Source organism: Pseudomonas sp. NFIX49, assembly GCF_900115915.1.
Lineage (GTDB): Bacteria > Pseudomonadota > Gammaproteobacteria > Pseudomonadales > Pseudomonadaceae > Aquipseudomonas > Aquipseudomonas pharyngis.
Genome location: NZ_FOYE01000006.1, coordinates 130,332 through 154,813 on the forward strand (window position 1 = coordinate 130,332; position 24,482 = coordinate 154,813).

The 24,482-nt window shown below is 56.8% G+C and carries 22 protein-coding genes and 1 pseudogene; 6 read left to right on the forward strand and 17 right to left on the reverse strand.

Annotated features, from left to right (window positions below; genetic code table 11):
* Nucleotides 1-184 precede the first annotated feature (184 nt).
* From BMZ46_RS18340 to BMZ46_RS18375, 7 genes and pseudogenes are all read right to left on the reverse strand, one after another.
* Nucleotides 185-3,778 (reverse strand): amidohydrolase family protein, encoded by a 3,594-nt coding sequence (locus BMZ46_RS18340; protein WP_254778425.1) that lies wholly within the window; start codon nt 3,776-3,778, stop codon nt 185-187.
* Nucleotides 3,779-4,040: 262 nt separating this feature from the next.
* Nucleotides 4,041-5,063, reverse strand: a pseudogene (locus BMZ46_RS29570) (plasmid replication region).
* 269 nt (nt 5,064-5,332) lie between these two features.
* Nucleotides 5,333-5,800, reverse strand: a complete 468-nt coding sequence (msrA, locus tag BMZ46_RS18355) for a peptide-methionine (S)-S-oxide reductase MsrA (RefSeq protein WP_170844926.1) — start codon at nt 5,798-5,800, stop codon at nt 5,333-5,335.
* Entirely contained in the window at nt 5,793-6,719 is a 927-nt protein-coding gene (locus tag BMZ46_RS18360) for a homocysteine S-methyltransferase family protein (RefSeq protein ID WP_074690571.1), read from the reverse strand. Before BMZ46_RS18360 ends, msrA begins: the two co-directional genes overlap by 8 nt.
* Entirely contained in the window at nt 6,716-7,693 is a 978-nt protein-coding gene (locus BMZ46_RS18365) for an ABC transporter substrate-binding protein (RefSeq protein ID WP_305955798.1), read from the reverse strand. Before BMZ46_RS18365 ends, BMZ46_RS18360 begins: the two co-directional genes overlap by 4 nt.
* An 87-nt stretch (nt 7,694-7,780) precedes the next feature.
* Nucleotides 7,781-9,877 (reverse strand): ATP-binding cassette domain-containing protein, encoded by a 2,097-nt coding sequence (locus tag BMZ46_RS18370; RefSeq protein WP_371855414.1) that lies wholly within the window; start codon nt 9,875-9,877, stop codon nt 7,781-7,783.
* A 350-nt stretch (nt 9,878-10,227) separates the two neighbouring features.
* Complete coding sequence (locus BMZ46_RS18375; protein ID WP_074690569.1) at nt 10,228-11,160, reverse strand: LysR family transcriptional regulator; 933 nt, start codon at nt 11,158-11,160, stop codon at nt 10,228-10,230.
* 145 nt (nt 11,161-11,305) lie between these two features.
* Here BMZ46_RS18375 and BMZ46_RS18380 point away from each other — a divergent pair, with 145 nt between their 5' ends.
* From BMZ46_RS18380 to BMZ46_RS18390, 3 genes are all read left to right on the forward strand, one after another.
* Nucleotides 11,306-12,352, forward strand: coding sequence for an SDR family oxidoreductase (locus BMZ46_RS18380; protein ID WP_074690568.1), 1,047 nt, complete (start codon nt 11,306-11,308; stop codon nt 12,350-12,352).
* Between the two features lie 58 nt (nt 12,353-12,410).
* The gene (locus BMZ46_RS18385; protein ID WP_074690567.1) at nt 12,411-13,721 is read left to right on the forward strand and encodes an NTP/NDP exchange transporter; all 1,311 of its coding nucleotides are present in this window, start codon (nt 12,411-12,413) and stop codon (nt 13,719-13,721) included.
* 173 nt (nt 13,722-13,894) lie between these two features.
* Complete coding sequence (locus BMZ46_RS18390; RefSeq protein WP_039768508.1) at nt 13,895-14,797, forward strand: bestrophin family protein; 903 nt, start codon at nt 13,895-13,897, stop codon at nt 14,795-14,797.
* A gap of 106 nt (nt 14,798-14,903) precedes the next feature.
* Here BMZ46_RS18390 and BMZ46_RS18395 read toward each other — a convergent pair whose 3' ends face one another.
* Nucleotides 14,904-15,704, reverse strand: a complete 801-nt coding sequence (locus BMZ46_RS18395) for an alpha/beta fold hydrolase (RefSeq protein ID WP_074690566.1) — start codon at nt 15,702-15,704, stop codon at nt 14,904-14,906.
* A gap of 230 nt (nt 15,705-15,934) precedes the next feature.
* Here BMZ46_RS18395 and BMZ46_RS18400 point away from each other — a divergent pair, with 230 nt between their 5' ends.
* Nucleotides 15,935-16,816, forward strand: coding sequence for an alpha/beta fold hydrolase (locus BMZ46_RS18400; protein ID WP_254778424.1), 882 nt, complete (start codon nt 15,935-15,937; stop codon nt 16,814-16,816).
* A 74-nt stretch (nt 16,817-16,890) separates the two neighbouring features.
* Here the strand turns inward: BMZ46_RS18400 and BMZ46_RS18405 are convergent, their stop codons facing one another.
* From BMZ46_RS18405 to BMZ46_RS18435, 7 genes are all read right to left on the reverse strand, one after another.
* The gene (locus BMZ46_RS18405) at nt 16,891-17,394 is read right to left on the reverse strand and encodes a YciE/YciF ferroxidase family protein (protein WP_039768511.1); all 504 of its coding nucleotides are present in this window, start codon (nt 17,392-17,394) and stop codon (nt 16,891-16,893) included.
* A gap of 151 nt (nt 17,395-17,545) precedes the next feature.
* A complete protein-coding gene (locus BMZ46_RS18410) occupies nt 17,546-18,475 on the reverse strand; it encodes a ZIP family metal transporter (protein ID WP_074690565.1) in 930 nt (309 codons plus the stop codon).
* Between the two features lie 61 nt (nt 18,476-18,536).
* Nucleotides 18,537-19,421, reverse strand: coding sequence for a manganese catalase family protein (locus BMZ46_RS18415; protein WP_064596678.1), 885 nt, complete (start codon nt 19,419-19,421; stop codon nt 18,537-18,539).
* A 154-nt stretch (nt 19,422-19,575) separates the two neighbouring features.
* On the reverse strand, nt 19,576-20,022 hold the full coding sequence (locus BMZ46_RS18420) for a DUF421 domain-containing protein (protein WP_039768514.1): 447 nt from the start codon (nt 20,020-20,022) through the stop codon (nt 19,576-19,578).
* Nucleotides 20,023-20,029: 7 nt separating this feature from the next.
* A complete protein-coding gene (locus BMZ46_RS18425) occupies nt 20,030-20,548 on the reverse strand; it encodes a hypothetical protein (RefSeq protein ID WP_039768515.1) in 519 nt (172 codons plus the stop codon).
* Nucleotides 20,538-21,053 carry a CinA family protein gene (locus BMZ46_RS18430; protein WP_074690563.1) on the reverse strand — a complete coding sequence of 172 codons (516 nt, stop codon included), beginning with the start codon at nt 21,051-21,053 and terminating at the stop codon, nt 20,538-20,540. The genes BMZ46_RS18425 and BMZ46_RS18430 overlap by 11 nt, the downstream gene beginning before the upstream one ends.
* Nucleotides 21,054-21,066: 13 nt before the next feature.
* Nucleotides 21,067-21,315 carry a hypothetical protein gene (locus BMZ46_RS18435; protein WP_170844925.1) on the reverse strand — a complete coding sequence of 83 codons (249 nt, stop codon included), beginning with the start codon at nt 21,313-21,315 and terminating at the stop codon, nt 21,067-21,069.
* Between the two features lie 150 nt (nt 21,316-21,465).
* Here BMZ46_RS18435 and BMZ46_RS18440 point away from each other — a divergent pair, with 150 nt between their 5' ends.
* Together BMZ46_RS18440 and BMZ46_RS29575 are read left to right on the forward strand one after the other, a co-directional pair.
* Complete coding sequence (locus BMZ46_RS18440; protein WP_074690561.1) at nt 21,466-21,963, forward strand: short chain dehydrogenase; 498 nt, start codon at nt 21,466-21,468, stop codon at nt 21,961-21,963.
* A gap of 52 nt (nt 21,964-22,015) precedes the next feature.
* Nucleotides 22,016-22,336 (forward strand): hypothetical protein, encoded by a 321-nt coding sequence (locus tag BMZ46_RS29575; RefSeq protein ID WP_074690560.1) that lies wholly within the window; start codon nt 22,016-22,018, stop codon nt 22,334-22,336.
* A 152-nt stretch (nt 22,337-22,488) separates the two neighbouring features.
* Here the strand turns inward: BMZ46_RS29575 and BMZ46_RS18450 are convergent, their stop codons facing one another.
* Nucleotides 22,489-23,805, reverse strand: coding sequence for an APC family permease (locus BMZ46_RS18450; protein ID WP_371855417.1), 1,317 nt, complete (start codon nt 23,803-23,805; stop codon nt 22,489-22,491).
* Between the two features lie 232 nt (nt 23,806-24,037).
* Nucleotides 24,038-24,403, reverse strand: coding sequence for a histone-like nucleoid-structuring protein, MvaT/MvaU family (locus tag BMZ46_RS18455; RefSeq protein ID WP_039768520.1), 366 nt, complete (start codon nt 24,401-24,403; stop codon nt 24,038-24,040).
* Nucleotides 24,404-24,482 lie beyond the last annotated feature (79 nt).

The window sequence follows — 24,482 nt, forward strand, 5'->3', positions numbered from 1 at the left end:
TTCGCATGTATTTCGAAATACTAAATTTAAATCTGCCTACAACTTCTAGGAGCAGCAAAGTCAGTTTTTTGAATGCAAGTAAGCGGCCGCTATGGTCCATTGCTGCCTGTCGTGCAGGACCGCAGATTTTAAAAGCCTTCTTGATCGTACCCTAATAGACGCGTCTGAATAGAGCCGACGCTCTTTATTCAAAACTTTCTTCCTTATCTCGATCACGGATCTGTTCCTTCTCAATCCAAACGTCGAGGTCAGGAAGCACCCCATCAATCCATTGGCGCACTTCTGCATGTGGGCTTACTTGAAGCCTGAGCACCTGCGACCGGCGCTGAATCAATACATTGGCTAGAGACCCCATCCAGCTTCGCGGGTGCAAACGTGCCCAGTAGTCTCCGAGAAAGGCGTGTTTATCTGGAGCAGCCTCCAATAACTCCAAGAAAACTGGGTCAAAGTCATCACTTTCTTCGCCGTGTTTACGCTTGAACATTGGGATAGCTTGACCTAGCAGCGGATACCTTAACGTGGGATCCATGTTCGCCCACTGACGAAGGAGCGCCGGATCAATTTTCTCAACTGGAGTGTCAGAACTAAAATGCATATCAAATAGATTGGTTATTCCTGACGTCGCTCCGTGGAGTAGGAATGCATCCAACGCGATGAAGGTCTGAGTCTCGAACAATCCTTTGAGCACGTAGTTCAAATCGTAGGGAGAGGCTTGATACGACTCAATGGCCACACTCAGATGATTACATACGTCGCGCGCGGTATCTTCACCTTTAATGCCAGCGCAGCATATGCTCACTACTGTGTACATACCGTAATCGCGTAGTTGTCCGCTTTTGCTGAAATCGGTGCGGCATAGAAGATTTCGACCGGTCTCAATCAGTAGGTGATCCCATTGTTGACCACCTTCTCTATCTCGAAAGAAGTGCATATGTAATATATCGAGCGCGATTTCCACACCTTCTGGCAATTCCGCAATATCAAGAAGGAGCGCACTTAGCTCCTCAGGCGGCGAGTCACCGACAGCGCCATTCGCAATACTGTTGAAGTCCATCGCACGGAGTACGCCCTTGCCAATTGCCCGTCGCAACCGATTGATACCAGCTTTATCAATTCCTACGCGTGCCTGGAGATAGGGCAGACTTGGAGCAAGATCGGGATCGTCAATAGCGGACTCCAACACCGATGATGTGAATGTGGCATCCCGCTGATTTGCTTGGTAGATGAAACCACCTAGCACTGTTGCATTTCGCGTATTTGGAGCGATACGCGCAAATTCACCAACTAGTTCGTGCCACATTTGCGATAGATCAGTCGCCCCTTCCGCAAGACCTTCTCCACATTCAAAGGCGCGTTGCTGATTCGACGCAGGTATTAACTCAACGAGAAACTGCTTACGTGCCTCAGAGTCTTGCCCCAAAAAACTTCCTACCTCCTTCGCCATAAGCGAAGCCTTCCGCCATGGTTTCATTACATCGTCGTCATCTGGGTCGCCATCAATGATGTCCCAGCCGCTGTTGGCGCCACTGAGGACTATGGCGCGTGCCTGATTCAAAAGATCGGACGGTTTCAACCGTTGAATGATTGTCTCGAGCCTTCCCCTGACGTCAGGACGCATAGCCTTCCCTTCGAAACGAAGCGCAGCTCGAAAGCCAAGCCAACCTTCAATCCAAGATTTTTCTTTCGTTAGGGCTACAGCGGCGCTTTCAAGCGCCTCGTGGCAAGCATCGATGGCCCAAATTTCGCGAACTCTGCGTGCGAGGATTTTAGGAGCGTCGTCGATGGCAGGTGAAAGCTCAACTGCGAGCGCAATTGCTGCCGTATACCAATCCCAAGCATCCTTATTGATCTTCGGACTCCAGCCCCAGTCACGAGGACGGGCTCCGAACTCAAAGGTGCTCGATGAAGTGAATTGGCCTGTTTTTAGCAGGGCATCGAGAGCGATTGATGCACAACGGCGCTGCTCTAGATCGATTGACATCGCCAATTGCCGGACGGCGGCATATCGCTGTTCCGGCGATGCCTGTGTCCCTGATAAAAGCAAATGAAAAAGCTCGGCAAACATATTTTGCGCGGAATTACCCTTGTTACCTTCAGGCTCAATAGCTACGAAACGGGCAAGCAACATAGCGGCACGCTCGAAAAGTTGTGGATCGTAACCAAGCATCTTGATTAGGCGGGCCCACTGCCAGCGATCTGTAGAATTAGGTGCCAATACCAGTTCGCCTTTGGCGCTATTCAATTCCCGCTCAATTTTCGCGAGTACCGCATCAGGAGCGACAGGGGCAATGTTGGTTAAGATCTCGAGACCTTGCTTGCCCAACGAAAAAAGATCTCCAAGTGGGCCGTCTACGCAGAGCCAGCGAGCGACCGTTGACTGCGCTTCAGTGCTGTCGTGAAGGAAGCCTATTCTCCGTGAAAGTGACTTCTGCATCCGCGGCGTCAGAGTTTTGCAAAAACGATCGAATTCTTGCTGGGGTATTCTTTCCAGCGCGGATGTCGCTAAGGAGTTGGCGATCGCATGGGGTAGTATTGCGCGCCACCTGCCGCGCGACTGGGCGACTCCGCGACGACCTAACCTGACAAGCGCTGTAAACATGTCATTTGAAGTGACTAAGCGAATGCTTCCAATTTTTGCCAGCTCGCCGTCACTCGAAGTATCTTCACCGTTTAGCGAATAGAAAAGTGAGAGATCTTCCGCCGCAAACAGTAGGGATTGATCGTGTTCGTTACGTTGCTGGAAGATTCGCTCAAACAAATCGCGGCTCTTAAGCTTACCTAAGGTTTCTCCTTTTCTCAGTGTGTCGGCTATTGCCTGAGCAACACGAAAATTACCGTCGCTGAAATTCGCGATCGTGCTCCTGTCTATCTGCGAAATATTGGGGAAGGACTGTTTGAGCCATAGCGAAACCAAGTCGGTTGACGCTGATTGCAGACGGAATACTTCGGTCCGTTCAGGCTCATCATCACCGACATCGTATTCAATAGTCAGAAGACTCACGCTACTTGTGCTGTCAGAGCAGATACGTGCGAGTTCGCTATGTGTGGCTGGATTGCAATTATCTACCACGAGAATCGAGCGCTGGCCTCGCATAACGAGTAGACGCGCCATATCCCGAGCTGTTGGATCAGTCTCGACCGAATAATCCGTGTAAACCGCGAGGCTTGGGTCTAGTGGATCTACCCCAACTTGACTCTCAAAAAGGGCTTGTACCAATCGAGTCTTGCCGAGCCCAGACAAACCGACCAACCGAATACATTGTTTAGGAGCGTGTAATGCAACGCGAAGCTTAGCAATCCCTTCATCGATAGTTAGTTGTGGCCGTTCTGGAAAGCGTTCATCCGTTAGACACGCCTTATCGTCGAAAAGATATATGCCAGGTTCGGCGACAGTTGTCCCGACCCAATTTCCGATACTGCTCCATCCAGTTAAGTTCATGCCGATCCGTAAACGAACCCAAGCCACGATGCCTGGATACTCGTTTACCCAGGTGGCCAACCGGTCCCGATCGTAGAAGTCCGTGTGAAGCTTTCGGGCATCGGCCAGATCACGTAGTTGTTCACGGATCGCTTGGCGTCGATCCGCCAACGGCTTGTCGGCGACTGACCCTTGTGCGCTCACTATGATGTAGGAACCGGACGCAGCAGCAAGCTCGCCAATTACGTGCCGCAGTACGCCTTTTGGACGCATCTCGCTGCGAATCGCGCTGGCGGACATATTGGGCTTTTTCACCTGAAAACCAGTGAGCGCTCTTGGTACGAAGTCGGGTTTTACCATTGCATTAGGGCACTCAACCCGAACATCGAGTCCGCCGTCCGCGGCATCTTGATTACCACCAGCGGTCACGGACGAAAGTGGGCAGTCTTGCGCACGTAATTCTGACAACGCTAGACGCGCCACGAGAGTGCGCAAATCTCCGTCACTCAAGTTTGCGATGTCGGCCCCTGTAATTTCGAACATAGCTAGCAACGACGCCTTAGTTAAATCATTAGGCGATCATAGCTGAGTAAGGAGTATTTAGTTTGTTGCATGGTGCGGGCTAGCAATCGAATTGCTGCTTCATGCCCCAAATCAGGTAGTGCTGATGACTGCTAATGACTGCTAATGGCCGATTTCTGCAGATCACGAATGACCGCTTTTGGCCAATAGCGGTCGCTTTTGAGGGTTTTCTAATGGCCGCTAGCTGACACCTGCGGTTAGTCTTTAGGGTTGCTTGATGTCGGTTTTTTCTGACTCGCGGCTTGCGCTTGATCTCTGGCAGCTGGCGTATCTGAATCAACTGTTGTTCTAAAGTTTCTGCGCGGGCCAACTGCGCCGCCGCACGTTGCTCCGCTCGGCTGAGCTCGCTCTGGGCCGACTCCAACCTACGTCGCAAGTCGTCGCACCTGCGGTTGGCTACTTTTGATTGGCTTACTGCGGCTTTCCCCTCCTCCCGGGCCCGATCAACCTCGCGGTGAGCTCGATCCTCAACGCCACGCAAATAGTTCTCCTGTGTGATTCGCTCCTGCTCGGCCTTGAGTCGTAGCGAATGGAGTTCCTGTTGGAGAATTTGATTTTGCCCCTGGGCATCGTGCCGTTCACGCTTCAAGACATCACGCTGTTGCTGGAGCTCCTCAATCTGGGCCTGCCGCTACACCAACAGAAGGTCCAGGTCAGCCAAGCGAGATTCGGCCGCCTGACGCCCGGCAATTGCTTCTGAAGCCTGATGACGCCTTTTCGCCAGATCCTGATACGTTCTACCTTCAATTTCTGCGAGTCGCTCGCGTTCGGCGTCCAGCACTTGGCGCTGCTCCGCTAAACCCTGTTCGGCGACACCCTGCGCCATGTGGATCGCCTGCTGCCACACAGCGATAAACGCCTGCGACACCTCACTAGGTAACGCCGGCAAACGGTTCTCCCCGCTCAGACGTTCGGCTAAACGTGCCCATCAAATATCTAGGAGCCTACCGACTCTAGCCGGACTTCCCCTACTCAGTTCCAGGCGCACGCGCTCGACCCCATCTCGTCGAACTGAAATTTTAGTTGGTGATGCAGCGCCGTTGCCCATACTCATTCCATTCATCTACGTCCTACTGAACTCAGGCACCCTGCGTACAACATCTCTACGGCGCACCTGCGAGCGAACCAGGCTTTCTATTGCGAGGCGATTCTGGCTTTCTCGACGGTTACGCCATCTGGCTCCAAAGCGGCCGTCAAGCCGACAACCTGGTCGCCAGAATCGGCAATGCTGAAACGGCACCTTTTCCGCAGATCGATCCGCGTCCCCGTGACCTGTACCTCGCCGAGCAATTGCAACGCCCCGGCCCAGACGGCAAAAGCGTTGCCTATGCATCAAATGGAACAGGCGCTACCACCATGCTTTTCAAGGTAGCGCTGATGTTCTTCATCTGCCTTTTGAAACTCACCCAGTGGCAGGATCACCGTAGCCACTGGCTTGCCCAACTGGCCACTGGCATCCAGCTGCTGCCTGGCGACAAGCGCCAGTCGGGACTGCTCGGCACTGTTGAAAAACAGCGCGGAACGGTATTTCGCCCCGACGTCCGCACCCTGCCGGTCGACTGACGTGGGATCGTGCAGTGTCCAGAAGTGCTCGACGAGACGGCTGTAGGAAATGAGTCGGGGGTCGAAGTCGACTTGCACGACTTCGATCAGGGTGGCATCGCCCAAGTCTGACCGCGCGAACCCGACGCGGGTGTCGAGCACACCCGGCAATGCCCGGAATGAGGCTTCCGCCCCCCAGAAACAGCCGGCACCGAATGTCGCCTGCTCTGACAGAACGTCGCCTGGAAAATCACTCATGCGCGGCCTCCTCACCCTTTTGATAGTGCAGGTGCAAATGCAACTGGGCGATATGCTCCGGGCCGATTCCACAGCATCCGCCGACAATGCTGGCCCCTGCGGCAACCCATGATTTCGACCAGTCCAGGTAGGACTCGGGGCCCAGATCGCGCCGAATGTCCAACAAATCGCTATTGGCCTCGGCTTTGGCACTGACAGGGGGGAAAGCATTGGCATAAACCCCCAGTTCGACAGGATGATCCAGGTTTTCAATCACAGCGCGTGCCTCAATCAAGGCCGCGGCCATCACTTCCGGCTGGCTGCAATTGAAGAGCACCGCCCTGGCCCCCAGCTCAGCCGCCACCCCAACCGCATCAGCAACGGCCTCGTTTGAGCGTAATCGCGGTTCCCGGCCCTCTTCGTCCAACAGCGTGAATGACACCCAGAGTGGCGCGGGATTCGTTCCGAGGGCTTCGGCCACCGCACGCACTTCAGCAATGGAGCTTTGCGTTTCGGCCAGCCACACATCGACGTGCGCCTGCAATCCGGCAATCAGTTCGCGGTGGATCGCTACTGAACGCTGATGATCGAACAGATCCGGCCGGTACGACCCCAGTGCCGGCGGCAACGACCCGGCCACGGTGACCGCATCGGTACTTTCGCCGGCGGCCTGCCGCGCCAGTCGTCCGGCGCGCTCAGCCAGCGCTCTTCCCTGCTCGGCAAATCGCTCGTCGCCAATATGAAAAGGCACCACCGCATAGCTGTTGGTGGTGATGATTCGGGCGCCCGCTGTCACGAACGCCTGATGCGCCTGCAGCACATACTGGGGCGCTTCGATCAGCGCGAGGGCCGACCACTCCGGTTGACGGAACGGCGCGCCGATTCGCTTCAACTCGCGCCCCATGCCACCATCGAGTACACGTACGTTCGCTCTGGTCATTGGGCTGAACTCACTTGCTGCGCTTGACCTGCAAACCACTGGTCAACAGTAGAAGGGTTGGCTTGAACCCAGGCTTTGGCGGCGACGTCTACTGGCTGTTTCTCCTTTTCGATCTTCTGGATCAGTCCGTTCAACTGTGCCGGGTCGATGGAGAAATTGTGCAGGAACTCGGCAATTTTCGGCGCGCGCTTTTGCAGTGCTGTGGAAGCCAGGACGTACACCTTGGCATCCGGGAAGGCGCAGGTGATGTGGCTCTTGTTCAGCCAGTCGGGATCGACGGTCGGGCTGATGAATTTCCAGCAGCCATCCGCCTTGTAAAGAGGATCTTCTTTTTTGTTGTCCTGGGCGTAGCCATCGAACGCGGGCTCTTCCAGGCGACGCAGATCATAGGCCGAGAAAATCCAGTCAGGGGTGTAGGCGTAGAACACCACGCCGCGTTGCGCCTTGTAAGCCGAGGCCAGTTTGGCGTAAGTCACCGAGGCTTCCGTCGACACGGATTCGAATTTATCGGCGAAGCCGTAATCCTTGGCCTTGATCTGGCCGATATAGGTCGACTCCCAGCCCGCCGGCCCCACCAGCAGTTCGGCCTTGCCGCCGCCCAAAGGCTCGAAGAGCTTGGCCACGTCCGGTTTTTTCAAGTCGTAGATCGATTTGACGCCGTACTTGTCTTGCAGATAACCGGGAATGTAGAAGCCTTGTTCGCCGGTATAAGGGTGAGCATTGGGCACCAGTGAGCGGGTGCCGCCGGTGACGTACTTGGCCCACGCCGCCGACTGATTGGGCAGCCAGATGTCCGTCAGCACATCCACAGACCCGTCGCCCTTGGCCGCCGCACTGAACAGCACCGGCACGTCCCCGGCGAGATACGACACATCACCGTCCAGACGACTTTTGATCACCTCACCCAAAATGTGTTGAATGGCGATGGCCCCCGTCCAGTTCTGCTCGCCAATGACAATTTTGTCCTTGGCCATCACGCTGGCCGGCACGATCAGGGAAGCCAGCACTGCAACCGCACTCAGGTTACGCAATAGATGTTTTGTCACGATAAGTCTCACAGTTCAGTTATGCAGATGGTCTTGCTTGCGCAAGCTCGATTGAATGATTCGATCGGGGATCAATGCACACAGCACGATCGCCACGCCGGCCAGCACGCCCTCGCCGCCCTTGATATTGCGCAACGCCGTCATGACGTCGTAACCCAACCCTCCAGCGCCGATCAGGGCAGCAACCACCACCATCGACAGGCTCATGACAATGGTCTGATTGATCCCCAGCAACAGGGATCGTCGCGCCAGCGGCAGTTGCACCTTCACCAGGGTTTGCCAGGGGGTTGCTCCATGGGCGATCGCCGCTTCCACGGCATCCTTCGGGACTTCCTGAATGCCCAGAGACGTCAGACGAATCATCGGTGCCAGGGCAAAAATCACCGTTGCAATGACCGCCGGGGTCTTGCCTACCGAAAAGAACGCCACAGCGGGAATCAGATAGACAAAGGTCGGCAGGGTCTGCATGACATCCAGCAAAGGCGTGAGCAGCCTGCGGGCAAATGGCCGCTTCGCCAGCAGAATGCCGGTGGGTACGCCGATGACCAGTGCGATCAGCACCGACGAACCAACCAGCGCCAGCGTGGCAATTGTCCGCTCCCAAAACCCGAACAGGCCGATATACAACAACGCAGCGCTGCTGGTGAGCGCCAGGGCCAAGCCCGCCGAGCGCCAGGCCAGCAATACCAGCGCCAGCGCGCAAACCGGCCAGGGCAGCCAACCGAGCAGGGATTCGATCCCTTCAATGACCGTGCGAACCGCAACGATCACGCCGACAAAAGCGCTCTCGAATGTCACCTGTGACCAACCAATAAAATCATCCAGGCTCTGTGCAGTCAGTAACAGCGCCTGGCGGCTGGCCGGGAACTGCAAGAACGCCTGGGTGGTATCGGGCGTCAACACGCGCCAGATCACCAATGCCTGACTGACCAGCAGCACCGCCAGCGGCAACGCCCAACTCGAAACGGCGCGCCGCACCGGTTGACGGCCCAGCGAATACGCGGTGAAACGACTGGCCGCCAGCACGGCCAATCCCACCACGACCGATATCCAGGATGCGCTCGCAATGCCTTGCACCGCAGTGGCCAGGGCTGCGAGTTCTGCGGCGAACCCGAGCCAGAACAACCCGCCTCGACCCCGCGCCGCCAGCGCTGCCGGCCCGAGCAACAGGGCTTGCCAGCCGCGCAAGCCCGGCTGAACCGGTTGCTCCTTCGGTGCCGTTTCGGGAACCTGACGTACCGCGCCACCGGCATCGTGCAATACCGGTGCGGCTGGAAGGCAATCGCGGAAAAAATCCGCGACCTCAGCATCGGCCGGCGTCTCGAGCAGCTGTTTCGGGGTGCCCGACTGCACCAGACGTCCCTGGCGCAATACCGCTATCCGGTCAGCGAGGCGTACCGCTTCGGCAGGATCGTGGGTGACCAGCAACGTGGTGATCCCGCGTTCGCGTACCAAGGCCAGAAAGTGGCTTTGCAGGTCTCGCCGGATGGTCGGATCCAGTGCGCTGAAAGGCTCGTCCATCAGGAGAATATCCGGATCAGTCACCAATGCCCGCGCAAGACCGACCCGTTGCTGCATACCGCCGGACAACTCGTGGGGATAATGCTCGCCCCATGCCTCCAGGCCCATCGCCTGTAACTGTCGGGTGGCCGCTGCGTGCCGGACGGCCTCGGATTCGCCGCGCAACTCCAGAGGCAGCGCAACGTTGTCCAGCACCGTGCGATGGGGCAAAAGACCAAAATGCTGGAACACCATGCCGATTCGCCGCGAGCGCAAATCCCGCAACGCTTTGTGGCTCAGGCCGCTGATAGCCTGACCGTCAATCAAGACCTCACCGCTGGTGGGTTCGATCAAACGATTGATATGGCGAAGCAAGGTCGATTTGCCGCTGCCGGAGGTGCCCATCAGGCACAGCACTTCGCCGCGCCGAACCTTCAAGCTGACATGGTTGACAGCCGGCAACGGCGATCCGCCTTTGCGCAGATAAGCTTTAGTGACGCCTCGCAGTTCGAGGACAACATCGCCCTCCTCGGCCCTATCGTCGATGGGTGGGGCCAATCGTTCAGGCAAGTCGACCTGTACCGTTGCCAAAGAGGTTTGAATAAGTGTCACGAGGGCTCCGGGCAACAAACCGCTGACGGCCTGATGTGTGGCCGTACCAGGGTAGAAAAAATGGACAGTAGCCTCAGGCACGACCGCGGACAGGGTTGGCCTGAGGCAAAAAAACGCCGCAAGCGAGGCGCTGCACGTTTCCTTTGCTAAAAGCTAAACGATCTTAAAAAGATTAAATAAATATCTTTTTGGAATGAGCTTAGGCCTTCCCATTGGCATCAAAGCAGCGACGCGCGCAGGTCTTGGCGTCACCGCCAGAAGCATGGAAATGGTACGGCCTTGGGTTGCTGCAGTGTTCGTTGGGGCGGATTGACCCTGAGCGGAGACGCAGGTTGCTGTTGATGCAGGCCTTACGACACGGCGCTGAAGATGCTTGAGCTCTCTGCGAGTTGCCGCTCGGCCCGCAGAAAATCTACAAACGCCCTGAGCGGCGAAGGCATGTGACGGCGCCCGTGGTAGTAAAGAAACGGACCGTCGAAGGCCTGCCACCAGTCCTCGAGAATCGGCACCAGTCGACCATCGGATAGCGGCTCGCGCAGAAAATCCTCGAAGGTATACACGATGCCCAGCCCGTTGATGGCCGATTGGATTTTCAAATCGTGGGATGACGTCAGCAATTGTCCTTGAGGCGGGATACGCACCACACGGCCGTCTCGATGGAACTCAAACACGCCCACTTTTCCACTCTCGAAGCGATGCCCGAGCAGGTCATGGCCCGGCAGTTCTTCGGGCTGAGTAGGCGTCCCACGTTCAGCCAGATAGCGCGGGGCGGCCGCCGCCACGAAGCGCTGGCGACGTGGGCCGATGGGAACGGCGATCATGTCCCTGGCCAGGCTCTCTTCATAGCGCACGCCGGCGTCATACCCGCCAGCGTTGACGTCGACAAATGTATTGTCCATGACGACTTCGACGTTGATCCCTGGATAAAGACGCAGAAAACGCGCCAGCAGGTCGGGCAACAAAAAGCGGGCCACCGGCACTGGCACATTGAGCTTCAGCGTGCCGACCGGGCGCTGAGCATCGTCGTCCAGATCGTTGAAAGCAGCGTCGATTTCTTGCAAGGCCGGGCGCAGGCGCTCGAGCAATCGCTCGCCGGCCGCCGTTGGCGTGACGCTGCGCGTGGTTCGATTGAGCAGGCGCAAGCCCAGGTCGCCTTCCAACCGACGTATGCAGTCGCTCAGCGACGAGGCGGACAAACCCCGCTTCTGCGCCGCAGCTCGAAATCCCCCTGCCTCGACCACCGCAGCAAATATCGACACATCGGTAAGGTTTGGTTTACGCATGGATTATTCCTCCGCAGGCAGTTGACTGTACGCCATGCCGTACGGGCCATCCACCAATGTCCGACTTATCCTCGCGCACTCGTACACCGATACTGCTCGCTCGCCCCGTAAACCGGGAACCTACAACGCGAATGAGAATTCCCCGATGGTTCATTCACCCGTTACGCCGAGCATTACCGCAACCCAACGCATCCTCAAGGCCGTCCGGACGCTGTTCGCCATTTCCGCGCTGGCCAGCACACTGGCTGCGCAAGCCACTCCCCGAACAGAGCCGAAGCCGGACTGGTCAACCCAGGACATGCCCAGCCAGAATGGCCGCATCGTGCTGGTGACCGGAGGGACCAGCGGCATGGGCTATGAAGACGCGCTGGCCCTGACGCGAGCCGGTGCCGAGGTGATCATCGCCGCACGGAACGCCGAGCGCGGCCGCGAAGCGATCGCAAACATCAAGCAAGCCGTGCCCGAGGCACGCGTGCAATTCGAAACGCTGGATCTTGCCAATCTGCAATCCGTGCGCGACCTCGCCAACCGTCTGCAAGGGCGTCTGTCAAGGCTCGACGTGCTCATCAACAACGCCGCCATCATGTCGCCGCCTGTTCGAGGCGTTTCGGCCGACGGCTACGAGATGCAGCTGGCGACCAATTACCTGGGGCATTTCGCCTTGACCGGCCTGCTGATGCCTCTGCTACGCAAAAGCGACGATGGTCGGGTAGTCAGTCTGTCGAGCATCGCCGCAGGGCGCGCCGTCCTGAACTTCGATGACCTGCAGGCTGAGCGCGCTTACGACCCGTTCACCACCTACAGCCAATCGAAACTGGCGGTACTCAAGTGGAGTATTGAGCTGCAGCAGCGCAGCGATGCCGCCGGTTGGGGCATACGCAGCATCGCCGCTCACCCCGGCGTTGCCGTGACCGAGCTGATCGCCCGAGGGCCTGGCCTGGACAGTGAATTCGGCAAACAATGGGCTGTAGAGCGGGACATGTACCATTCCGCAGCGCAGGGCGCACTGCCCACACTGTATGCGGCGACGGCGCCGGAGGCCGTCGGCGGAGCCTACTACGGGCCCACCGGTGATAACGAGAAGCGCGGGCCGCTGGGCTTCGCCAAGATGCCTCCGGCCGCTGCCGATCGCTCGAATTCCGACGCGCTGTGGCAACTTTCCGAGCGTCTGACCGGCGTGACCTACCGCTGACCAACCCGGCACGGGCAAGCCGCGTGCCATTGCCTCGACACTCCTACAGGAGCGCAACATGGATATGTCCCTTCTCGCCCACCGCACGAGCGCCATCATCAATGCCGAGGCTCACGAGCTGCGTCCCGCGCTCAATGGCTTTGTGTTGTTCGTTTGCCTGTTCGCCGGCTATTTCATGCTTCGTCCGATCCGTGAATCGATGGGCATCACTGCTGGCGTCGAGAACTTGCAGTGGCTGTTCACCGCAACCTTCTTCGTCATGCTGGCGGCCGTTCCGCTGTTCGCCTGGCTCAGCACACGCGTGCCGCGCCTGCATTTCGTAGACTGGGTGTACGGATTTTTCTGCGCCAACCTGCTGTTGTTCGCCGCCTTGTTCCTGGGCGAGGAAAGCCCGTGGCTGGCGCGAGTGTTTTACGTCTGGATATCGGTCTACAACCTGTTTGTGGTATCGGTCGCCTGGAGCCTGATGGCCGATGTATTCGACAGTGCCCAGGCCAAACGCCTGTTCGCTTTCATCGCGGCGGGCGCCAGCGTGGGTGGCCTGAGTGGCCCTGCTCTGAGCACCTTGCTGATCGGTCCGCTGGGCGAGTCCGGCCTGATGCTACTGGCCGCTGTTCTGCTGGGCGCTGCGATGTTGTTCAAGCGCCAGTTGATGCGCTGGCGTAATCGGGGTGGCGCAGGACGCCCAGGTGCAGCGCCGAGCGAAAGCCCCCGCAGGCCGTTGCCGGGCAATCCCTTCAGCGGGATGACGGCCATTTTGAAATCACCTTATCTGTTCGGCATCTGTGGCTTTGTGGTGCTGCTGGCCACGGTCACCACGTTCCTCTACTTCGAGCAGGCACGTGTCGTCGCCGACCACTTCCCGGACCGCGAGTCGCAGGTGCGCGTGTTCGGCATCATCGACTTTGTCGTGCAGGCTGGCGCCCTGCTCTGTCAGTTGTTCATCACTGGACGCGTCGCCCAAAAGCTAGGGGTCGGCGTGTTGCTGGCAATGGTGCCGCTGGTCATGTGCGCGGGGTTTATCGGGCTGATCTTCGCGCCCGGCTTTGGCCTGATCGCCGCGCTGATGATCGTGCGCCGCATCGGTGAGTACGCCCTCGTTCGCCCAGGCCGGGAGATGCTGTTTGCCCCGCTCGATGCCGAAAGCAAGTACAAGGCAAAGAACGTCATCGACACCGTGGTTTACCGCGCCGGCGATGCCATCAGTGCTTGGGCGAAAAGCGCGCTGGACGCGCTCGGCCAAGGTGCAGGCATGGCAGCGCTGGTCGGCGCGTTGTGTGCACTGCTATGGGGTCTGCTGGGATGGCGGCTCGGCGAGCGGGCGGACCGACGATCCAGTGTGTCGGCAGCGCGGCAAACCCCTGCCTAGTGTTCAAGAGTCTTTGAGAGAGCGGACGAACAACTTTTTGCTCGGTCGCTCTGTCCGTTCCCTTCTGCGTTCGTAGATTGACTGACGGTTGGCTGCTTCACCAGGGAACTGCCGATGCCAGGCGTCGTCCGAGCTTAAGCGTTTAAGCAAACTGCTCGCCACGAGGTTTCCGTTTGAAAGCTGCCATCGTCAAAAAATACCGCCTGATCATCAAGACCCTGGGCTACGTGGGCTGGTCTCTGTTCTGGTTGCTGCTGTGGGACATCGCCGTCACCGTCGACTTCATGCTGTTCCTCAACGCCAAGCTGAACCTGCCGCTGATGCCGCTGACCTTGCTCGGTTCGGCGTTGATCGTATTGATCAGTTTTCGCAACAGCAGCGCCTACAACCGCTGGTGGGAAGCGCGGACGTTGTGGGGGGCGATGATCAACAACTCCCGCAGCTTCGCCCGGCAGGTGCTGACGCTGCTGGACGATGCCGGCGGCGAGGTGAATCCGGTCAAATCCACTCTGCTGCGCCGCCACGTCGCGTATGTGAACTGCCTCGCCGCGCATCTGCAAGGCCAGCCTTGTCCCGACGAGGTGCGGGCGTTTATTCCCGCCGAAGAGTTCGCCCGCAGTGGCACGACCAATAACTTTGCCAACGATATCCTCACCGGCTCCGCGACTTTGCTCGCCAAGGAATACAAGGCCGGGCATCTGGACAGTATTCGCCTGGCGCGGCTTGAGTCGACGCTGGTCGACCTGTCCAACAGTCAGGGCGGCATGGAGCGGATCGCCAATACCCCGCTGCCCTACCCTTACGTCTATTTTCCGCGGCTGTTTATTTCGCTGTTCTGCCTGATCGTACCGGTGGGACTGGTCGAATCCCTGGGCTGGTTCACGCCGCTGGCGTCGACCGTGGTGGGATTCATGCTGCTGGCCATCGAACGCATCGGCACCGATCTGCAAAGCCCGTTTCGCCACAGCGAACACCAGATTCAAATGGAAGCACTGTGCGAAACCATTGAAAAGAACTTGCAGTCGATGCAACGTGATTCGTTGGGTGATGTGCGCAGGCTTGAGGAGCACGCGTGAGACGCTGCTTCAGCATCAGCGTGTAGCGGGTCTCCCCTTTTCTTTATCAGGTACAGAGCGACTATTGATGAGACGAGCGTGTGCGCTCCAGGCCAGCCTTGGTGTTTCAGTTCGCGATCCTCGGTGCCTTCTCTTCATCGTCGTAATGGCGGCAAAGAAATTCGCGGACCAGGACGGCAGTTCGTCCAGCGCTGGTCACCACAAAGAAATGTCCCTCACCTTTCAGAAGGCGAAGTTCTGAACGTCCAATTGTGCGGCGCAGGACATGGCCGTTGTACGCCTGTATTAACGGATCGCGGTCGCCGGCAAGAATCAGCGTGCGTTGAAGCAGTCGGGACAAGCGAAGCAGGCTTGTCCATCCGATCAAGGCTGCGAGCTGGAAATAGTAGGTTCGCGGATTAACAGAGAGCATGCCCTTCATTACACCGAACCGCAGCAGCGTCTGAACTGAATGGCCGGATCGTTCTTGCTGGTGCGTTTTGGTGTTTTTGCTCTTGCGGAAAAAATCCATAACGTCTGCAGGCTTCATCAACAGCAATGGGCCGGGAGAGGTCGCCGCGAGGATCAACCTGCGTACCCTGCTCGGGTAACGAAGAGCGAACTCCTGAGCCAATGCACCTCCCCAACTCACACCGAACACATCGACCTGGTCGATCCCCAATTGCTCAAGCATCCCGGCAATCACGTCGGCATGGCGTGGCAGGCGAAAGGGCCAACGGGGCATTTGCGACTTGCCGACTCCGGGCACGTCCAGCGTGATGGTCATGAAGTCGTCAAGTTCATTGCGCAGCGGATCGAAGGTACGAATCAAACCACCCAAACCATTGAGCAAAAGCAGCGGAGAGCCTTGGCCGCAGATCGAAACATTCAACTGCAAGCCCTTCGTTGTCAGCCTGTGCGTTGTCATGATTTCTCCTTGCTGCACGTAATTGAGAGGCAGTGTAGGTGGGAGTTAGCAGGTGGTTCAGAGCAGCACTGCAGCGGCGTCCTTCATAAAAACTTCGATGGTTTTTAGACCCGGCGCTATCACGAATGATCCAGCTGAGCGAGGCACGAAGAAAGGAACCCTTACTTATGCGCGACGCCTAATTATTGACCCTGAATCAGCCGGTGGGGGTCATTGTTAATCGAAGAGCGGTGGACACCGCCAAGGACATTGAGATGTTCGATGGCTTTTCTCTCGATACCGTGAAACTTCCAGAGGCGACCCTCAGAGTCAGGCATGGTGGGAGCGGCTCGCCCGTTTTGTTACTCCATGGGCATCCTAGAACTCATGCGACCTGGCATCGCGTTGCTCCACTCCTGGCAAAAAAACATTACGTTGTCTGCCCAGACCTTAGAGGCTTTGGGCAGTCATCAAAGCCTGAGGATACACCCGATCATGCAGGTTCCTCGAAACGCGCCAAGGCACGGGATTGCATCGCCCTGATGCGCCATCTGGGTTATCAGCGGTTTGCCGTGATTGGTCATGATCGAGGTAGTTACACCGCCTTTCGCATGGCAATGGATCATCCCGAAGTCGTTACTCATCTCGGCATATTGGACGGCGTACCGATTCTGGAAGCTCTCGAACGCTGCAACGCTCAGTTCGCGACAAAATGGTGGCATTGGTTCTTCTTCGGTCAACCTGACATACCGGAACAGGCAATCCTGGCTGACCCTGATCGATGGTACGGTGGCACCGCCGAGGCGATGGGTGCAGACGCTTACAGAGACTATCAAGCAGCCATCCATGACCCGGCGACCGTTCATGGCATGATCGAAGATTATCGAGCAGGCCTTGGAATCGACCGTACTCACGATGAAGTCGATCGCCGAGAGAGCCGCAAGGTTGAGTGCCCGACCATGATTTTATGGTCGCTACGTGATGATCTGGAACTTCTGTACGGCGATGTTTTAGCCGTGTGGGAACCATGGACAACACAACAACGTGGTCGTGGAGTTGACTGTGGGCATCACATGGCCGAGGAAGTGCCGGAAGAGCTTGCGAGAGAAATAATCGAATTCCTGGGTCAATAGCGAGACTGATTACAAATGAAAAAAGGTGACGATGTTGCCACCGTCACCAAAAGTCAGATCTCAATGCGCCCTGTTCATCCTTTCTTTTCCAGAGTCGCGGCTTGATTACCACCTTGCTCGGCAATCTTGCTCAGTTTCTCGTCGGCACCCTTTTCCTCAACGAGCGTGGCAGCCAATAGCGAGGCTGCGTCGTCGAGTTTTAGATGCTTAGCCATCGCTATCAAGGTGCCATAGGCGGCAATTTCGTAGTGCTCCACTTTTTGCGCTGCGCCAATCAACGCGGCATCGAGCACGGCGCCTTTGTCGATTTCTTCCAGCAGCTCCTTCGACTCTTCAACCAAGCCTTCCATGGCGACGCATTTCATGCGCTTGAGTTTTATCCCGGTCAGTTCCACGAGCTGATCAATGCGTTCAATCTGCCCATGGGTTTCTTCCAAGTGAGAGGTGAAGGCCTCCGCCAACAATGGGTTGGTCGCAGCCTTCGCCAGGCGTGGCAGTGCTTTGGTAATTTGCTTTTCCGCGCTGTAAACATCGGACAGCTCATGGATAAACAAATCTTCGACAGTTTTTCTCGCCATTTTCAAACTTCCTTTTGGTCGGTAAGGCGTCGCCGGGTGGGGCGTTCGCATGGAGTCAGCCTGCAAGTAAAACTGGCCTTGCATGGAAACTGACTCACCTCAAAGAAGTGGTGTTCAGAAAATCTTTGAAATGATGGATGGGAGGTAAAGGTCAACCCAAAGCCGTGTCGAGAAACATCATCACCCCGAAACCGAGCATCAACCCCAAGGTCGCAGGTGTCTCATGACCGTTGCGATGGGTCTCGGGAATGACCTCATGGGACACCACAAAAATCATCGCGCCCGCCGCCAGACCAAGCGCTATGGGATATCCCAATGCGAAGCTGCTCGAAATCCCCAAGCCGATGATCGCGCCAATGGGTTCCATCAACCCTGAGCCCACCGCAATAAGCGCAGCGCGAAGCGCTGAAATCCCGGTCACGCGTAACGCAAGCGCCACCGCCAGGCCTTCGGGAATGTCTTGAATGGCGATGGCAGTGGTTAGCGGCAATCCCACCTTCATATCGCCATTGGCAAAGCTCACTCCAATGGCCATCCCCTCCGGCAAGTTATGCAGCGTGATTGCCAGGACAAACAGCCATACGCGATTGATGCGCTGCGCCTCGGGCCCACGGCGACCGCTTTTCTCATGTTCGTGAGGCACGAATCGATCCAGACCGACCATCAGCGCTACCCCCAGTCCCAATCCTGCGACGACGACGCAGGCTGCGAGCAACTGGTTACCGTACAGCGACTGGGCTGCTTCGATGCCCGGAAGAATGAGCGAAAACGAACTGGCGGCCAGCATCATTCCGGCGGCGAAGCCGAGCATGATGTCCTGCGTTCTGGCGGCGATATCGCGTAACGCAATCGCTGCCACCGCACCTATGGCCGTGGCAGCGAAGCCTGACATGCCGCCGAGAAATGCAAAGTGCAGATTTTGTTTGTTGGCGCCGACGAAGGCGCCGTACCCGCTGATCAGCAGGCAAAGCGTCACGCCAATCAGAATTGACCAGAAGGCTAGCCCGCCCCATCCGGATTTTGAGAGTCGAACAAACCGTGAGCGAAGTGTTGCGCCAGATGAGGTCAACGGCTCGGACATCGCACCCTCCTGTTTTCTTGAGTTGGAAAAACCGCACGCCCTTCGGCGTGCGGTCGCGTCGTTAAGGTTGTGGTTCGCCTTGCACACCCGCCCCCAGGTCCGCACCCGTGATCGGATTGCTGTCTGGGTCGGACATCGTCCTGGCTTTCATGTCCATGAGCAACGCTTCATCCTCGGCGCTCAATTGCACAGTCGCGGTGCCCTCGCCTCCATCCACCGCCGGCGCTGGATTCTCTACGAACTCCCAGTCCTCCCCTTCGTTCCACGGCCCGCGGGTGCTGCCTTCGCCCTGAGACATGTTGAAGTAAACGTTGGTGAATTCAGGCATACCCGGCAGTTTGCCCTGAGGAAAATTAGGCTGGATGGCGTGCAGTGCTTTTTCGAAAGACAGTTGATGGGCGATTTCACGGGTCATCAAAAATCCGAGGGCTTCCTTTACACCCGGATCATCTGTGACATTCATCAAACGCTCGTAGACGATCTTCGCCCTGGCCTCAGCGGCGATATTGGAGCGCATGTCTGCAGTCGGTTCGCCGATGGTATCGACGTAAGCCGCCGACCAGGGAACGCCTGCCGAGTTGGTCAAGGGAGCACCGGCGCCGTACAACAAACTTGTGATGTGGGAATCGTTGCCGGCCCCGTTGATGGCGCGATACAACTCGCCCTCTTCCTCGACACCTTCGGCCATTTGCCCTTTGGCGCCCTTGTTCAACATCACGATAATCGAGCCGACGATCTCAAGGTGGCTGAGCTCCTCGGTGGCAATATCCATAAGGAGATCCTTTCTGCCTGGATCATCTTCGGCCAACGCCTGTGTGAAGTAGCGTGAAGCTGCGGCGAGTTCCCCTTGGGCTCCTCCGAATTGTTCCAGTAGAAGATTGGCCAACCCTGGATTGGGCTGAGCAACGCGCACGGTGTATTGAAGTCGTTTGTTATGTAGGAACATGACATTCTCCTCAGGTGAATCAGGGCTGCCGTTCACTCGGCAATAGACCGAATGCCAACCCACATTCATCTGAAGCAAATGCGCCGGAGTTAATTTCAAAAACCTTCTGCCCTGTCGACCAACGGGTGCTGCTTGGCTGTTCGAAACCCGCGACTCAGTCTTCCTGGGCAATAACGGAGATCTTGCCGTTGCGCTCAAGGATGGCGAACTTGATCTCTTCAAGCTTCTCAATGCCCTGGCTGGAACGTGCTGCCTCCATTACGTCCGCTTCCAGTAATCGCGCTCGACGGAGGCGTTCGTGGAGAAGTTTTCCGTTCTCGACGATGATGGTCGGCTCACCATCGATCAGTCGCGAGATCCACCCCGAGCGCTGCTTGAGCAGGGACAAGCCAACATCAATGGCGACGAGGGTAACGATGACAATCATCGAGTTGGTCAGTGAAAAATCATCGCCCAGCAGCGCTTGCTGAGTCGCCTCACCAATCATCAACAACAGAACGAAATCGAATGTGGTCAGCTCCGCCAAGGAGCGCCGCCCAGCGATTTTGAAAAGCACCATAAGCGCCAGATACATCGCACCCGCACGTAGTACCGAATCCATAAATCACCTAGGGAAAAACGAACTGTTCCAGCCTTACGCCGCTGGTGCCTGGAGAAGCGATTTGACTTCGGAAAAGGCCGAGGCCATCTCCACGCAGGGTGATGTACAGCGTCGCCAGACCGTTGAGATCGGTGTGCAGCCAGAACCTGATGCCCTGTGAAGAGCTTCTTGAGCGCAAAGGTTCAGGTTGCAGCGTTTCGATACTGAACCCTTCAAGCAACTGACCTGCCAACTCCAGTTCCACCGCCGAGTCGGGCTTCGCGGTTACAGTGATTTTCATGGGGTTGGTGGATCCATTGCGATGGAACATTTCATATTCCACCCTGATCTTGCCGTCGTCGCTGCGCACATCTCGGGAGCTGACCAAACCTCTGGAAAACACCCCGACCAGCCCCAGTACCACCACTAACACCAACACGTACCAGCCAACACGCTCGAAACGCCAGACTTTCAGCTGATAGGCCATGTCCTCGCGTATTGGATAATTCCGGCTGCGCAAGTGGGGATGGTCTCGCTCATCGCTCATCGGGCTCACCATTCTCACCTTGCAGAACTCGCTGATGGAAACGCGTTAAATACTGCAACGCATACTCGGTGGCGTATTTCTGCACTTCACAGCGTCCGCCGCAGAAGCGATGCTGGTGACTGAACACGTGACACTCATCAGCTATCTGATATGCCCAAGCAAAGCAGATCGTGCCAGCCGGGATACCGTCTACATCGTCCGGGCCGAGAATGCCCGTTGTAGCAACGGCAACGTTGGCGGTACTGTCGCGCAATGCGCCCATTGCCATTTCACGCGCGACTTCCACGCTGGTGAGGTTGAACGTTTCGATGGTCTGCGGTTTGACATGCAGGAGGCGTTGTTTCGCCTGAGGCGAATACACCACGTACCCGCACTCGATAAACTCGCCACTACCCTCGACCTCGGATAACAGCGTCACAATTTTACCGGCGGTACACGACTCCGCTGTGGTGAGCACCAAACCATTGGCGCGCAGGTAGTGAACAGTGTCGTCGGCAATAGACATGAGCTGAATGCCCTCAGTGATAATCCTCGCCGGCGACGGCACGCAGATAGGCTGCATCTGCCCCCCTTCGCAGGTCACGCCATTCGGTATCGGTCAACATACCCAACCGATGCATCTCATCAGACTGGCGCAATAGCTCCTCGTGATAGGCATCGGGACACTCCATGCGTAGCGCTCGATTCTCCAGCGCACGATGCCAGGCATCCAGGGCTTTCAATTTGGATTCCTGCTCAAGCGTCAGTTGATTCTTGAAAGCATTCATTTCACCCACCCCAAACATTTCCCGGTTGAGCAACAGTTTTCGAATTAGGTTCAAAAGGTCTGACGAAGAACAGCCTTTCGGTAATCTCGATGGAACGTTGCGCCAGGCCCCGTCCTCTATCGCAACACCAGCGAATCTGAGGATTTCATCATGATCGACCCAGCAACCGGTATGAAGGCAGGCGAGCGCTACACCATAGACAGTCTCGAACGCACGCGACATTTCCCGGGTTTCTTCCTCGACGGAAAATATTACCTTGGCCCGGAATTGATGACGGCCATAGGTTGGCTGGAAGGAAAGCAGTTTTATTACGATGAGCTTGATCCCACGGGTGAGCCGGTGTTTCCCGATCGACTCGCCGGCACTGTCGAAGACCTCACCCTGACTCTCGCGGACGGTGCGCGTTTGCCCTTGAACGAAATGCCGTACAGGGCAGATGCCGACCCCACTGCCAGTCCAAGCCTTCTTACTCCATCGTCATCACGACATCGACCTGCTCCGGCAAGCGATCAACTCGGAGTCGAGGGCGTCCGGATATCAGGTAAACATCCGTATCCAATACTCCTGGCGGCAGGCGCCGCGCTAGTACTGGGAATACTGCTTGGAGTCAAACAAGCCAATCGCCTTCCTGCCCGAAAACCGAGATAGCCGTCCTTGCTGATTTTTTGGAGAAGTGCTCTTTGAACGGTCGGAGACGGGAATGCATCCAGTGACACCAGACGGTCGCTACTTTGTTGTCAAAGGCCAGCTATGGCGATGTTCCAACCCATCATTGGATGAAGAGGTGCGCCAGTGTCTTGTCGATACGCTTATGGCCGCTCGACGAGAGGTCAAGAACGCAAAGGGTTCGCAAAACGCGTCGCAACTGAAGCGCGCTCGGGAAAAGGTACAAATGGCCAAAGTGGCCCTCGGGGAACGGGGGCCTGTCTGGTGGACTGATGGAAGCCCGGACTTCAACCGGCGGCTGGTCAGCAATTCCCCTTATGCCGAATGGTTCAGCTCGCTCCAAGAGCCTGATTAACTCTCGGCGTAAGGCCGGATTCTGATGATGTTCCAGTGTTGCTCACAACCGCCGATCCAAGGCATTGAATGCACCCATACAACCGCTCGCCTTGGCACTTGTATGACGTAGCCAAGTTAACGCTGCGGTAGACAGGGAAAGCGCTTACAAGCCTAGCCAGGCTTCACTGGCGCCGGCAGTGCCACTCTTGCACAGGCGAAAAGCAGCATGCCTGTCAGGATCAGCGCGCCTCCACGCATCCAGGTTTCCAGACTTTGCTGACTAAGCAGTACCAGGCACGAGACGATAGCCAGTAACGGAACCCACGTAGGTACTCGAAAGTGATCTTCCGCAACCTCGTCACGGCGCAGGATCAACACGGACAAATTGGTACTGAGAAATACGAACAGCAGGAGCAGGACGACCGTTTCAGCGAGTGTGGCTAGCGTCCCCGTCAGCGTGAGCCCGATTGCCACGAGGGTGGTAGCGATCACTGCTATCCACGGGGTGCGTCGTTGAGGCAGCACCTTGCTCAAGGCATTCGGCAAAAGTCCAAGGCAGGCCATGCCATAAGTAAGGCGGCTGGCCATTATCATGGTTAGAAGTGCACCGTTGGCTACCGCGACCAATGCAATAAAGGCAAAGACGCGAGGCGGGATGTTCAAACCTGACGCCCGAACCACCTCAAGAAGAGGAGCAGAGGTTGCAACCAGTTTTTCCATGGGCAGTACGGAAGATGCAGCTACACCGACCGCCATGTAGAGGACTCCGGCGGTCAGCAATGCGCCAAATAATGCGCGGGGGTAAACCTTTCGAACGTCTCGAATTTCTTCTGCAAGATTGGCGGATGTTTCGAATCCTACAAAAGAATAGAAGGCGATCAGTGCCGCACCCAAAACGGCTAACACCGGGCTGACTCCCGGCTTGAACTCCAGGCTGCGACCCAAATCTGCATCACCTGTACGCAAATACCAAGCGGCGGCAACAACGACCAAAAGAAGGCCTGACAGCTCAATGACTGTCATCACCAGGTTGGCTCCCAAGGATTCTTTGATTCCCCTGGCATTTAGTAGTGCGATCACGAGAAGGAACAGTAAGGCTGAAATGTGGGGTGGTACATGGATGAACGCCGCCAGGTAATCACCCGCAAACGCCAGCGATAAACCCGCAGCGCTCGTGACAGCTGCAGATAGCATGCAAAAACCCACGAGAAAAGAAATGAGCGGTGACCCGAACGCTTTCTCGGCGAAAACCGAAGCGGCGCCCGCGTGGGGATATTTTGTCACCAACTCGGCATAGGAACCTGCAGTAAGCATCGCGAAAAAAAGAGCGATCAGCAGCGGCATCCATATTGCGCCACCCACCTCCCCCGCAATTGTCCCGGCAAGAGCATAAACGCCCGCTCCGAGCACATCGCCGAGAATAAATAGAAAAAGCATCGGGCCGGTAACGGCCCGGCGCAGGGAGGTCTTGGAGGGCAAGGTCTTCACGATCTACTTCCTGACTTGAGGTTCGGAGGGCCGATTACCGGGCTGGAAGTCAGGCGGCTCCACTCTCAAGCAATGGAAATTCGCGTATCACTAAAGTTCACATATCTTGCCAGGGTGCAAGTAAAAGGCGCCTCACTTACACCCTGATTAGAGTTATGGAATTCCTCTCAAGTAGCTAAAAATCGAAAACAAAAAAGGGCCGTAATCAGGCCCTTTTGTGTTCAAACCAAAATCATTTGGTCAGCCAGGACTCCACAGTGTCGGAGCCGTGCTCTGCTTTCCAATCCTTCAGCGTTTTATGATTGCCGCCTTTGGTTTCAACAACTTCCCCAGTGTGCGGATTTTTATAGACCTTCAACTGGCGAGGCTTGCGACTGCCGGCTTTGGACCCGGCGGCTGGAGCGCGACGACCTGCTTGCGGATCAAGCAGGTTGATCACGTCCTTAAGGCTGTAGCCGTATTTTGCGAGCAAGTCGCGCAGCTTCGTTTCGAACTCGATTTCTTTCTTGAGGCCAGCATCACCCTTGAGGGTTTCGAGGGCCTGGAGCTGTTCGGCGAGGTGTTTTTCGAGCTGGCGGAATTCGGCAAGTTTAGACATGAAAAAATCTCGATGTGGGTAATAGCTGAAGGTTACACCATAAATCACGGCCCGCACTTACAAGGACTGGCGCTGGGTC